At 74.3% G+C, this 11,735-nt stretch carries 11 protein-coding genes; 4 read left to right on the top strand and 7 right to left on the bottom strand.

Annotated features, from left to right (window positions below; all coding sequences use genetic code 11):
• The first annotated feature begins 9 nt into the window (after window positions 1–9).
• Window positions 10–564 (top strand): DUF6069 family protein, encoded by a 555-nt coding sequence (locus ACFPCY_RS19590; RefSeq protein WP_378257118.1) that lies wholly within the window; start codon window positions 10–12, stop codon window positions 562–564.
• Window positions 565–644: 80 nt separating this feature from the next.
• Here the strand turns inward: ACFPCY_RS19590 and ACFPCY_RS19585 are convergent, their stop codons facing one another.
• The 5 genes from ACFPCY_RS19585 to ACFPCY_RS19565 all read right to left on the bottom strand — a co-directional run bounded on the left by ACFPCY_RS19585 (window position 645) and on the right by ACFPCY_RS19565 (window position 6,133).
• The gene (locus ACFPCY_RS19585) at window positions 645–1,079 is read right to left on the bottom strand and encodes a DUF7144 family membrane protein (protein ID WP_378257116.1); all 435 of its coding nucleotides are present in this window, start codon (window positions 1,077–1,079) and stop codon (window positions 645–647) included.
• 140 nt (window positions 1,080–1,219) lie between these two features.
• On the bottom strand, window positions 1,220–1,882 hold the full coding sequence (locus ACFPCY_RS19580) for a GAP family protein (RefSeq protein WP_378257114.1): 663 nt from the start codon (window positions 1,880–1,882) through the stop codon (window positions 1,220–1,222).
• A gap of 51 nt (window positions 1,883–1,933) precedes the next feature.
• Window positions 1,934–3,658 (bottom strand): SulP family inorganic anion transporter, encoded by a 1,725-nt coding sequence (locus ACFPCY_RS19575; RefSeq protein ID WP_378257112.1) that lies wholly within the window; start codon window positions 3,656–3,658, stop codon window positions 1,934–1,936.
• Complete coding sequence (locus ACFPCY_RS19570; protein WP_378257110.1) at window positions 3,655–4,764, bottom strand: polyphosphate kinase 2 family protein; 1,110 nt, start codon at window positions 4,762–4,764, stop codon at window positions 3,655–3,657. Before ACFPCY_RS19570 ends, ACFPCY_RS19575 begins: the two co-directional genes overlap by 4 nt.
• Window positions 4,765–4,789: 25 nt before the next feature.
• Window positions 4,790–6,133, bottom strand: a complete 1,344-nt coding sequence (locus ACFPCY_RS19565) for a diacylglycerol/lipid kinase family protein (RefSeq protein WP_378257109.1) — start codon at window positions 6,131–6,133, stop codon at window positions 4,790–4,792.
• A 114-nt stretch (window positions 6,134–6,247) separates the two neighbouring features.
• Between ACFPCY_RS19565 and ACFPCY_RS19560 the strand changes: the two genes are divergently transcribed.
• Complete coding sequence (locus ACFPCY_RS19560) at window positions 6,248–7,714, top strand: DUF2252 domain-containing protein (RefSeq protein WP_378257107.1); 1,467 nt, start codon at window positions 6,248–6,250, stop codon at window positions 7,712–7,714.
• A 37-nt stretch (window positions 7,715–7,751) separates the two neighbouring features.
• Here ACFPCY_RS19560 and ACFPCY_RS19555 read toward each other — a convergent pair whose 3' ends face one another.
• Complete coding sequence (locus ACFPCY_RS19555; protein WP_378257105.1) at window positions 7,752–8,243, bottom strand: hypothetical protein; 492 nt, start codon at window positions 8,241–8,243, stop codon at window positions 7,752–7,754.
• 231 nt (window positions 8,244–8,474) lie between these two features.
• Between ACFPCY_RS19555 and ACFPCY_RS19550 the strand changes: the two genes are divergently transcribed.
• Together ACFPCY_RS19550 and ACFPCY_RS19545 are read left to right on the top strand one after the other, a co-directional pair.
• The gene (locus ACFPCY_RS19550) at window positions 8,475–10,010 is read left to right on the top strand and encodes a hypothetical protein (RefSeq protein WP_378257103.1); all 1,536 of its coding nucleotides are present in this window, start codon (window positions 8,475–8,477) and stop codon (window positions 10,008–10,010) included.
• A 153-nt stretch (window positions 10,011–10,163) separates the two neighbouring features.
• A complete protein-coding gene (locus ACFPCY_RS19545) occupies window positions 10,164–10,712 on the top strand; it encodes a hypothetical protein (protein WP_378257102.1) in 549 nt (182 codons plus the stop codon).
• Window positions 10,713–10,942: 230 nt separating this feature from the next.
• Here ACFPCY_RS19545 and ACFPCY_RS19540 read toward each other — a convergent pair whose 3' ends face one another.
• A complete protein-coding gene (locus ACFPCY_RS19540; RefSeq protein ID WP_378257100.1) occupies window positions 10,943–11,470 on the bottom strand; it encodes a DUF1269 domain-containing protein in 528 nt (175 codons plus the stop codon).
• Between the last annotated feature and the right edge of the window lie 265 nt (window positions 11,471–11,735).

Genomic DNA, 11,735 nt, shown 5'->3' with positions numbered 1-11,735 from the left:
AAGGACATGATGTCCGAACCAGCACGGTACCCCGCCCGGGGCGGGAACGGCCCGGCCTACGACCGCGGCCCCGGTCACGACGGCGGCCCGGCCTACGACCGCGGGTCGCCGCCGCCCGTCCCGCCCGCGGCCCCGCCCGCTTCGGTGTCCCTGGACGCCGGGCGGCTGTGGCGGGGCGGCCTGGCGACCATGGCGGTGGCGGCCCTGGTGGCCTTCGTCGGGGTCCTCATCGCCCGCGGGGTGTTCGGCGTCGAGCTGCTCGCCCCGAAGCGGGCCGGGACGATCGGGGACTCGGAGGTCGGCGGGTACGTGTTCCTCGCGGGCGCCGGGGCGCTCGTCGCCACGCTGATCCTCCAGGTCCTGGCCCTGCTGACGCCGGAGCCGCTGTCCTTCTTCTCGTGGATCGTCGGCCTGATCACGCTGATCTTCGCCGTCGCGCCGTTCACCACCGACGCCGCGCTGTCCAGCCAGTTCGCCACCGGCCTGATCAACCTGTGCGTGGGGCTGACGATCCTGAGCCTGCTGCCGCGCAGCGGCTACGCCTCGCGCGCGCCGTCCGGCTGAGAGGCACCGGCGGACGCCTCCGGCCGGGCCCCGGGCCGGAGGCGTCCGCCGGGTCGGTCCCCCTCGAACCGGATCGCGGGTCAGTACCGCTCGGAGTGGCGCTCGGCGACGTCCCGCGAGTACAGGCACAGGCCCCAGATCGCCAGCAGGTCGGCGCCGATGATCAGCAGCGCCCAGACCGGGTAGTACGGGATGAACATGAAGTTGATCAGGGCGCTGGCGAACAGCATGACGATGCCGACGATCCGGGCCCACAGGGAGCCGGTGAGCGCGACGAACCCGGCGACCATGACGACGAGCCCGACGATCAGGTGGACCCAGCCCCACCCGGTCGCGTCGGTCGCGAACGCGTAGTGCGAGGACGGCACGTAGAACGCGTGCCGCACCACCGCGACGAAGCCCTCCAGGGCCTGGAACCCGCCGCCGATGATCATCATGACGGCGCCGAAGACCGCCGCCCCGACGGCCCACCGGCCGGGGTCGGACGAGGCGCGCCCCACCTGCTGATCGGTCATCTCCGCCACTCCTTCCCTGGAGGCGTCACCGGGGCGTCCGCGCCGGTCGCGGCCGTGTCGCCCCGCACCGTCCAGGGAAGCCGACGGCGCGCGCGGCGGGATCACCCGTCAGGGATGAGCCGGGCAGGGCGCCGGACGCGTCATCCGACGACCAGCCCCAGCAGGCCCTTGGCGACGAGCAGCGCGGCGATGAGGGCGGTCATGGAGTAGCCGAGCGCGCGCCGGTTGGCGAGCAGCCACTCCCGCCACCGCTCGGTGATCGCCGCCGCGTCGTCCGGCCGGACGAGGGGCAGCACCACCGGCAGCGCCACCCCGGCGGACGCCACCACCACGAACAGCAGCATCACCACCACCTTGCCCGCGCCGCTCCACCCGGTGAGCAGCAGCTGGTTCACGGCCGCGGCGATCAGCAGGTAGCTCGGCATGAAGACGCCCAGCACGAACGCGACCAGCGCCGACATCGAGTCGATCTTGCGCACCCAGCCGGGCGTCCGCTCGGACTCGGCGCGCGGACGGCGCCAGCCCCACGCCATCGCGAACGCGAGCACCAGGCCGAGGGCGAGGTCCATCCCGGCGTAGGGAGTGATCGTCGACCGGTGGCGCGTCGAGTGGTAGGCGGGCAGCATCTGGACGGCCAGCGCGCCCACCAGCGCCAGCGCCGTCACCCACCCGGCGAGGAACGCCGTGGCCTTCAGCCGTCCGCGCCGGGCGGCGGCGAGCAGGATCCCGGTCAGGATCGGCCACGGCTTCAGCGTGAGCGCGAGCGCCAGCAGCGCCAGCACGACCAACGCCTCGAACTCCATTGGGCTCCCCCTCCTAGGTGGCCACGGCCCTGAGGATGTCCATCGGTCCTCCTAGGGGAAGGCGCTCCAGCGGGCGCCGGTCAGCGTCCGGTAGGTGTCGACCGCGGCGTCCAGGGTGGGGAACAGGCGCCGGGCGTCGAGGCGGTCGAGGAGCCCGTAGCGTTCGAGCCTGTCGCGCACCGGGTCCTTGAGCTCGGCGAACGCGAGGGTGACGCCCTTGGCGTCCAGTTCCCCGTGGAGCTGCCGGAGCATGTCCGCGGCGGTGGTGTCCACGTCGGTCATCGGCTCGGCGGCGATGACGATCCAGGCGGGCGGCGGGGGACCGCTCGCGAGCCGGGTGACCGCCGCCCGGAACGTCCGGGCGTTGGCGAAGAACAGCGGCGCGTCGAAGCGGTAGATCACCAGGCCGGGGAGCTGCTCGGCGGCGGGATGCGAGCGGACGTCGTGGTAGCCCGGCAGCCCCTCGGTGCGTCCGAGCACGGTCTCGTACGGCCACCAGGCGCGGCGGAAGACGTTGAGGATCGACAGGCCCACGGCGACGGCGATCCCGGGCAGCACGCCGAGCAGGGCCACGCCGAGGAAGGCCGCGAGCGAGAGCGCGAACTCGGTGCGGCGCAGGCGGAACAGCCGCGCCGTCGCGGGGAGGTCGGCCAGCGACCAGGCCGCGGTGATGACCACCGCCGCCAGCGCGGGCTGCGGCAGGTTCCGGAACAGCCCCGGCAGCAGCACGATCATCAGTATGATCAGGATCGCGCCGACGAGCCCGGTGAGCTGCGTCCGGGCTCCCGACCGCGCCGCGACGGCGGTGCGCGACCCGCTGGTGCTGACCGGGAACCCCTGGAACAGCCCCGCCGCCAGGTTCGCCGCCCCGATGCCGACCATCTCCCGGTCCCCGCGCACCTCCTGCCCGGTGCGGGCGCCGAACGCCAGCGCGGTGGAGATCGTGTCGGCGAGCGAGACCAGGGCGATGCCGAGGGCGCCGGCGAACAGCGTGCCGAGGTCGTCCAGCCGGACGTGCGGGAACGTCAGCGGCGGGAAACCGCGCGGCAGGCGGCCTACCAGCGAGACCCCGTGCTCCCCCAGGTCCAGGACGGCCGTCGCGGCGATCGCCAGCACCACCATCGTCAGCACGGCCGGGACCTTGGGCAGCCACCGCTGGAGCACCACGATGAGCACGATCCCCGTGACCCCCACGGCCGCCGCGGCGAGGACGGCCTCGCCCTCGGCCAGCCCGCGGACCAGGGCCGCGCACTCGGCGAGCAGTCCGTCCGCCTCGACCTTGAAGCCGAGCAGCTTCGGCAGCTGCCCGACGACGATCGTCAGCGCCAGCCCGTTCAGGTAGCCGACCATCGTCGGCTTGGAGATCAGGTCGGCGACGAAGCCCAGCCCCGCGACCGCCGCGAGGATCATGACGGCGCCGACCATGAGCGCGAGCATCGACGCCAGCGCGACCGCCCGCGCCGGGTCGCCGCCCGCCAGCGGCACGACCGCCGCGGCGATCATCGGCCCGAGCGAGGAGTCCGGCCCCAGCACGAGGACGCGCGAGGGCCCGAACGCGGCGTACCCGAGCAGGCACATGATCGTGGCGTACAGGCCAGTGATCGGCGGCAGCCCCGCCAGCTCGGCGTAGGCCATGCCCTGGGGCACGAGCAGCGTGGTGAGCACCGTCCCGGCGACCAGGTCCCGGACGAGCCACGCCCGCCGGTACGAGGCGGCCTGCCCGACCCCCGGCACCAGGCGCGGCAGGGCGCGCATCCCGCGCCCGACCGCCGTCATCGCGCGCGGCCCTCGCCCCGGCGGGCCGCCGCGGGCCGGCCGGGGCCCGGCGCCTGCCGCTCCAGCTCGCGCCGCGCCCTGGCCAGCTCGCGGCGGGCCGCCACGCTCACCCGCGGGTACCGGGGGTCGATCTCGATCAGGGTGTGCGCGAGCACCGCGCCCGCGCAGATGCGCGCGAACCACTTCCGGTCGGCCGGGACGACGTACCAGGGCGCCCACGGAGTGCTCGTCGCCGACAGCATCTCGGAGAACGCGTCCTGGTAGGCGTCCCAGTAGGCGCGCTCGCGGGCGTCGGCGGCCGAGAACTTCCAGTTCCGCTCCGGCACGTCGATGCGCTTCAGGAACCGCCGGCGCTGCTCCTCCGCCGACAGGTTGAGCAGAAGCTTCACGATCCGGAAGCCGTTGCCCGCCAGGTAGCGCTCCCAGTCGTTGATCTCCCGGTACCGGCGCTCCCAGACGTCCCCGTCGGTCCCCGCCACGGCGTCGCCGGGCAGCCGCTGGCGCGCGAGGACCTCGGGGTGCACCCGGACGACCAGGACCTCCTCGTAGTGCGACCGGTTGAAGATCGCGATCTCGCCGCGCGCGGGCAGCCGCCGCGCGTACCGCCACAGGTAGTCGTGGCCCAGCTCCTCCGCGGACGGCACCTTGAAGTTGTGCACCCGCACGCCCTGCGGGTTGACGCCGCTCATGACGTGCCGGATCGTGCCGTCCTTGCCGCCCGCGTCCATCGCCTGGAGGCACACGAGCACCCCGTGCGTGGCCTGCGCCGCCAGCCGGCGCTGGTAGTCGGCGAGCAGTTCCACGCCGGTGCGGAGCAGTTCCACGCCGTCGCGCTTGCGGTCGATGCCCGACCTGGAGGCGGGGTCGAAGTCCTCGGGCAGGTTCACCTTCGTCCCGGGCACGACCCGCAACTGCTCGATGAACGCCTCGATCCGGGCGGCCCGCGCGGCCATGCCACCACCGGTCGCGCCGTCGGCCATGCCGTCGGCCATGCCACCGCCGCCTGTACCGCCATCGGCTGTGCCGCCGGCGGTTCCGGCGCCGGCGGTTCTGGCGTCGGCGGTTCTGGCGTCGGCGGTTCTGCCGCCGGTCTCGTCAGCGGGCATCGTGCACTCCCTTCCCGCCCCACCGTCAGGAGCGCGCCGTGCGGGTGAAGGCGAGGCGGAGCAGGCGGCCCGGATCCAGCGACGGCCTGGCCCAGGGAGCCTCGCGGCGGTGGCGGGGGACGCGGATCCGCAGCGCGCCCGGACGGATCCGGCAGCGGACCGGGGTCGGCAGGACGAGCGCCTCGCCGTCCACGCCGACCGGGATCTCGGGACGGTCGGCCTCGACGACGACCTCCTCGGCCGTCAGCGCCGTGAGCCCGGAACCGTGGCGTCCCCGCAGCATCCCGGCCGCCTGGACGGCGCTGTCCACCTTCACGCCGAGCACGCCGAGCCGCCCCGAGTCGAGCCGCTCCCGCCGTCCCAGCCCGGCCGGGTCGCCGCCCTGGTAGGGGTTGTTGCTCACCAGGACGGCCTGCGGGGAGCTGATCACGGTGTCCCCGGCGCGGACGGTCAGCCGCGCGCCGCTCTGGTGCGTCAGCAGGTCCGGCAGCATCCGCAGCGTGGTGCGGGCCTTGTCGGCGCGGTAGGCGGGGCTCTGCACCACGGCCGCGTACGCGCCGAAGGAGGCGTTGTTCACGAACACCCGGTCGCCGACGAGGCCGAGGTCGCCGCGCACCTCGACGCCGTCGGTCAGCGCGTCCAGGCAGCGGGACGGGTCGTCGCGGTCCAGGCCGAGGTCGAGCGCGAAGTGGTTGCGGGTGCCCGCCGAGATGACCATGAACGGCACGTCGTGGCGCGCGGCGACGTCCGCGACCAGGGCCTGGGTGCCGTCGCCGCCCGCGACGCCGAGCAGGTCCGCGCCGCAGGCGAGGGCCTCGCGCGCCAGCTCGGCGATGTCGCGCGGATGGGCGGGGTCGAGCACCACGACGTCCGCGCCGAGAGCGCGCGCCTTCCGCTCCAGCCCGAACCGGCCGACCTTGCCGCCGCCCGAGCGCGGATTCATGATCAGGAACGGGTGCCGCGGCGGCGGGACGGGACTCCCCTCCCGGGCGTCCGGACGGTCCTCGGGGGCCAGCGCGAACCGCGCGGCCCACAGCGCCAGGAACACGAGCGCCAGGAACACGAGCACCGCCCACAGCAGGCCGACCATCATGTAGCGCACCAGCACGGCCAGCGGGGCGAGGACGGCCAGCGCGACGGCGAGGACGCGCAGCACGCCCCGGCGGGTCAGCGCCCACCAGAGGCCGGCCGCCGAGACGGCGAGCCCGGCGATCCCGAGCGCCAGCAGCGTGATGCTCCGCAGGCCGGCGAACAGCAGGAGCGGCAGCGCGCCCGCCACCAGGGCGGCGATGGACAGGCGCGCGAGGCCGTGCCGTCCCGGACGGCCGTGCCCGCGGCCCGCCCCGGGGACGTTGAGAGATCTCGACACGCGTCCATCGCAGTACACGGGCGCGGACGCCACATCACCTCGTCCGGGTGATGCCGCCCGGCGGGCCGGCCGCCGACAGTGGGGCGACGCGAGGTGGACGGCGAGGAGGCCGTGATGGCGAAGGCACGTGCCGCCGCGAGCGAGAGGACGCGCCTCTCGGCCGGCGGCGGACACCCGACCCCGGACGAACGCGCGGAGCTCGGCCGGGCGGCGCGCGCCGCGGTGCCGCGCTCCGAGCACGCGGTGTACGAACCGGACGCCAAGCGGCCCGACCCCGTGGACGTCCTGGAGGCGCAGTCCGCGACCCGCGTGCCCGAGCTGGTGCCGATCCGCTACGGCCGGATGCTGGAGTCGCCCTTCCGGTTCTACCGGGGAGCCGCCGCGATCATGGCCGCCGACCTCGGCACCGCGCCGCACACCGGGATCGCCGCGCAGCTCTGCGGGGACGCGCACCTGCTGAACTTCCGGCTGCTCGCCTCGCCCGAGCGGCACCTGATCTTCGACATCAACGACTTCGACGAGACGCTGCCCGGCCCCTGGGAGTGGGACGTCAAGCGGCTCGCCACCAGCCTGGTGATCGCCGGGCGGGCCAACGGCTTCCCCCGGCGGACGCGCCGGACGATCGTCCGGGCGGCGGTCGCCGGGTACCGGGAGCGGACGCACGAGCTCGCGGCCATGCGCACGCTGGACGTCTGGTACGCCATGGACGACGCCGGACGGCTGGACGCGATCCGCTCCGACCGGCTCGGCCGCGCCGCCCGGCGCCGCGCGTCGCAGGCGGCGTCGCAGGCGCGCCGCCGCACGAGCATGCAGGCGTACCGCAAGCTCACCGTCGTGGACGGCGGCAGACGGCGGATCGCCCCCGACCCGCCGCTGATCGTGCCGATCCGCGACCTGCTCCCCGGCACGGCCGAGGCCGAGCTGGAGCAGTCCCTGCGGCGGCTGGTGGACACCTACGCCGAGAGCCTCACCCTCGACCACCGCCGCCTGCTGCGGCGCTTCCAGATCGTGGACATGGCGCGCAAGGTCGTCGGCGTCGGCAGCGTGGGCACCCGGTGCTGGATCATCCTCCTGCTGGGCCGGGACGGCGACGACCCGCTGCTGCTCCAGGCCAAGGAGGCCGGCGAGTCGGTCCTGGCCCCGTTCACCACCGCGTTCGCCGGAGCCGGACGGGAGGAGAACGGACGGGAGGAGAACCAGGGCCGGCGGGTGGTCGCCGGGCAGCGGCTGATGCAGGCGGCCAGCGACATCTTCCTGGGCTGGGAGCGGGCCGAGGGCTTCGACGGGCGGCGGCGCGACTTCTACGTGCGGCAGCTCCGCGACTGGAAGGGCATCGCCCAGCCGGAGAGCATGTCCCCCGCGCTCATGACGGCGTTCGGGCGGCTGTGCGGCGCGTCCCTGGCCCGCGCGCACGCCCGGTCCGGCGACGCGATCGCCGTCGCGGCCTACCTCGGCCGCGCCGACGTCTTCGACCGCGCCTGCGCCGAGTTCGCCGAGGCGTACGCCGACCAGAACGAGCGCGACCACCGCGCGCTGCGCACCGCCGTCCTGGAGGGCCGCGTCATCGCCGAATCCGCCTGACGGATCGCCCGGGGCGGCTGCCCTCTCGGCGCGTGCCTCAGCAGGTGTTGGAGGCGGCCGTGCGCAGCGAGTCGAGCGACGCGCCCAGCCGCTTGATGGACGACCCGACCGACGCGAGCGATCCGCGGGTCCGCGCCGTCCGGGCGGACGAGATGCTCGCCTTCACCTGGTCGTACGCCTGGTTCACCGCGTCGAGCTGGGGACGGAGCTGCTGCCCGGCGGTGCTCTGGACCGCCTTCAGGTCGCTCCCCACCTTGGACAGCTGGGCGGAGAGCTGGTCGAGCGTGTCCGTGCTCAGCCTGATGTTCCTCAGCTCGCCGACCGAGGTTTGGAGGCGGGTGAGGTCGGCGCAGACCGGGGGCTTGCTCGACGCGCTCGACGTGCTCGATGCGCTCGACGTGGCCTTGCCGCTGGACGTGGACTTGCCGCTCGACCCGTTCGAGCCGCACGAGGACGGGAGAAGCGTCACCGCGACCGCGAGGGCCAGCGCGAAGGCGGTCCGTGAAGCCGCCGCACGGGAATCTCTCATGCCGTCAGACTTCGGCCGTCCGTCGCCGATCACATCACCCGTCCGGGAGGAGAACCGGCCGCGCACAGTGGCGGGCGCGCAGTGGCGGGGGCGCAGTGGCGACGCGCGGTGTTCACCTTTGCCGGGTGAGGAGGGCGGACGGCGCGCGCTCTTATGCTGCTCGGCCCACCGGCATCACCGAAGGCTCCGGAGCACCGGTGCGTCCCGTCCCGGCCGGTGGTGGGAGGGCCCATGAACGCGTCCGGCCCGTCCGGCAACTCCGACAACACTGACAACACCGGCGTCCCTGACGCCGGTGCCCCCGACACCGGCGCCGCCGAACTGGAGCGGCTGCGGGCCGAGGTGGCGGACCTGCGGGCCCGGCTCGCCGAACGCCCCGCCGCTCGGGCCGGGCCCGCCGCGCCGCGCGCGCGAGGCGGGAACTGGGTGCTCGGCCTGCGCAAGGCCGTCGCCATCGTGCTGATCTCGCTGGCCGCCTTCGGCGCGGTCGCGTCCGTCATCGGCGTCTGGGGCGCGCGCACCGCGCTGAACACCGACCGGTGGGTGGCCACCGTCGCGCCGCTGCCCAACCACCCCGAGGTCAACGCGGCGATGGCCACCTACCTCACCGGCCAGGTCTTCCAGGAGCTGAACGTGCAGCAGCGGCTGACCGAGGCGCTGCCGCCGAAGGCCGCGTTCCTGGCGGGGCCGACGACCGACGCCGTCCAGACCTTCGTGCGCGAGCGCATCCAGAGGTTCATGGCGACCGAGGAGTTCCGGACGCTGTGGGAGAACGCCAACCGGAACGCGCACACGGCGATCGTCGCCGTCCTGGAGAACCGCAGCGCGACCGTCGCCGTCCAGAACGGGACGGTGACGCTCAACCTGCTGCCGATCGTCAACAACGTCCTGGTGACCGTGGAGCGGCAGCTCCCCACCCTGTTCGGCAAGAAGCTCGATCTGCCGGAACTGACGTCCGGCCAGATCCCGCCCGGGCTGCAACAGCGGATCCAGAACGCGCTGGGCATCACGCTCCCCGCCGACTTCGCGCAGATCAAGCTGTACCACCACGACCAGCTCGGCCAGGTGCAGCGCGCGGTGGTCCTGTTCAAGCGCTCGGTCGTGCTGCTCGTGGTCTCGACGCTCCTGTGCCTGGTGCTGGCGGTGGCGGTCTCCCCCAACCGGCGGCGGACGCTGCTGCAGTTCGGCGTGGGCCTGGCGATCGCGGTGGTCGTGCTGACCGTGGCGCTCCGGGCCGTCCGCGACCGGCTGCTCGAACAGGTCCCCGACGGGCTGTACCGGCAGGCCGCCACGGTCACGGTGCACGAGGTGTTCCGGACGCTCCGCACGCGCGGCGACCAGCTCCTGTGGCTCGGGCTCGTCATCGCCGTGGTCGCCTACCTGGCGGGACCGGGACGCGTCCCCCGCTGGCTCCGGCACATGACCGTCGCCGGCAGCAGGCAGGCCGTCCGGGCGACCCGCGAAGCCTGGCGTAACGACGCGATCCGCGAGTGGCTCGCGCGGAACCAGGACCCGGTGCGGATCGGCGCCGCCGCGGTCGCCGTCCTGGCGGCCCTGCTCGTCTCCTCCTGGCTCGCGCTCCTGATCATCGCCGTGCTGCTCATCGGGTTCGAGGTGCTGGTCACCCTGGTCGGACGCCAGGTCCGCAGCCGTGCCGCGTCCGGACCGGCGACGGCGCCGCCGCCCGCGCCCCCGCCGTCCGCGACCCCGCCGTCCGGGCCGTCCGCGACCCCGCCGTCCGCTCCGGGGACCGCGGCGCCGGTCTGAGCGCCGGACGCCGCCCCGGACCGGACGCCGGACGACGTTCCCCGGAGCATGTCACCCAGAGAAGGTGATACGCCGACCGGCCCGGAGCGCGCACGCTGCGCGGACAGGGAACCGCACGAGGCCGGTCCGCGCGACCGGCCGGAAGGGGCCGTCATGGCGATCGGACCTGTCCAGCTCATCGTCCTGGGCTTCGACCACCCGGACTTCCGCGGCGAGATCATCGCCGAGCTGGAGCGGTTGCGGCGGAGCGACACGGTGCGCGTCATCGACTCGCTCGCCGTGTACAAGGACAAGCACGGAGAGATGGAGGTGGAGCACCTCAGCAACCTGACGCGCGAGGAGGCCGTCGAGCTCGGCAGCAAGGTCGGCGCGCTCATCGGCCTCGGCATCGAGGGCGACAAGGGCATGCGCGAGGGCGCCGAGGCGGGTGCCGCCGCAGCGGCCTCGGGCGCGCGCGTCTTCGACGAGGACGAGGCGTGGGACGTGCTGGCCGAGCTGCCCGCCGACTCCGCCGCCGCGCTCATCCTGGTGGAGCACCACTGGGCGGTCCCGCTGCGCGACGCGATCATGCGCGCCAACGGCTACCGGATCGGCGACGCCTTCATCAGCCCGTTCGACCTCGTCGAGATCGGGCTGTGCACCGCCGAGGAGGCCAGGCGGATGGCGGCCATGGAGAGCGCCGGCAAGCCCCGCCGCAAGTGACCGCGGCACCGCGGGTGACCGCGACCGGGAGACGACCGACCGGAGGACAGGAGAGACCACGATGTTCGGCAGCCGCAGAGTAGCCCGCCGCACCGCACGCCGGACCGCGCGCCGCGTGGCCCGCCGCAGGGGCTAGCCCCCGGAACCGTCCGGCCCACGACTGAGGCCCCGGCAGCTCGACCGGCCTGCCGGGGCCTCTCCTTGCGCTTCCGCTTATCCTTCGTGCTCGGTCAGCGCCTGGACGACCTGCCCTGCGACGACTCGCCCTGGGGCTTCTGGCCGTGCAGGGCCTCCTGGAGCTCCCGCTCCGTCGACTCCGACAGCGACGTCTTCAGGACCGTCCCGCCGTACCGGCTCAGCGCCGACACGGCCTTGTCCGGCGTCACCTTGTGGACGACCAGGAACAGCGCCGAGGTGCCTGGCTTGAGCATCCCCCGCACCTGCTCCTGGAACTGCTTGTCGATGCCGCCCTTCTCGATCTTGCCCATCAGCGCGCCGAGCCCGGCGCCGATCGCCATCCCGAAGAACGGGACGAAGAACAGCAGCCCGAACAGGAAGCCCCAGAACATGCCCCAGGTCGCCCCGCCGCCGACGGCGTGGTGGTTGGTCTTGACCTGGAACTTGCCCTCCTCGTCGCGCACGATGACCGCCACCGCGTCGGGCTCGATGACCAGGTCGCGGGCGAGCCGCTTGACCTCGGCCTCGGCCTCCGCCGCGGTCGTCTCGTCCGGGTAGCCGATCGCGATCAGTTCCGCCATGTCTTCCTCCTGCGTGCTCGGGGCCGCACCGGGCGGGGGCGGCGTGGCGCCCCGGCCCCGGCGCGGTCGTGGTCGGTTCCGCCGCCGTCAGGATCGGGCCGGCGGGCCGCGCGGGGCTCACCCGCGACGGATGAACCGCGCGCGCCGCGGCGCGCGTGCGCGGCCACCTCGGCCCCACCCGCACGGGTCTCACTCACACCGGTCTCACGCTCACCGGTCTCACGCTCACCGGTCTCACGCTCACCGGTCTCACGCTCACCGGTCT

This window comes from Actinomadura gamaensis (assembly GCF_042652125.1).
Lineage (GTDB): Bacteria > Actinomycetota > Actinomycetes > Streptosporangiales > Streptosporangiaceae > Spirillospora > Spirillospora gamaensis.
The sequence above is the reverse complement of the archived record's forward strand: the minus strand, read 5'-3'. Positions and strand labels throughout refer to the sequence as shown.

Excerpts from the sequence above, each read along its gene's own strand:
- ACFPCY_RS19590 (WP_378257118.1), top strand. The coding sequence starts at position 10 with ATGTCCGAACCAGCACGGTACCCCGCCCGGGGCGGGAACGGCCCGGCC.
- ACFPCY_RS19585 (WP_378257116.1), bottom strand. The coding sequence starts at position 1,079 with ATGACCGATCAGCAGGTGGGGCGCGCCTCGTCCGACCCCGGCCGGTGG.
- ACFPCY_RS19580 (WP_378257114.1), bottom strand. The coding sequence starts at position 1,882 with ATGGAGTTCGAGGCGTTGGTCGTGCTGGCGCTGCTGGCGCTCGCGCTC.
- ACFPCY_RS19575 (WP_378257112.1), bottom strand. The coding sequence starts at position 3,658 with ATGACGGCGGTCGGGCGCGGGATGCGCGCCCTGCCGCGCCTGGTGCCG.
- ACFPCY_RS19570 (WP_378257110.1), bottom strand. The coding sequence starts at position 4,764 with ATGCCCGCTGACGAGACCGGCGGCAGAACCGCCGACGCCAGAACCGCC.
- ACFPCY_RS19560 (WP_378257107.1), top strand. The coding sequence starts at position 6,248 with ATGGCGAAGGCACGTGCCGCCGCGAGCGAGAGGACGCGCCTCTCGGCC.
- ACFPCY_RS19555 (WP_378257105.1), bottom strand. The coding sequence starts at position 8,243 with ATGAGAGATTCCCGTGCGGCGGCTTCACGGACCGCCTTCGCGCTGGCC.
- ACFPCY_RS19550 (WP_378257103.1), top strand. The coding sequence starts at position 8,475 with ATGAACGCGTCCGGCCCGTCCGGCAACTCCGACAACACTGACAACACC.
- ACFPCY_RS19545 (WP_378257102.1), top strand. The coding sequence starts at position 10,164 with ATGGCGATCGGACCTGTCCAGCTCATCGTCCTGGGCTTCGACCACCCG.
- ACFPCY_RS19540 (WP_378257100.1), bottom strand. The coding sequence starts at position 11,470 with ATGGCGGAACTGATCGCGATCGGCTACCCGGACGAGACGACCGCGGCG.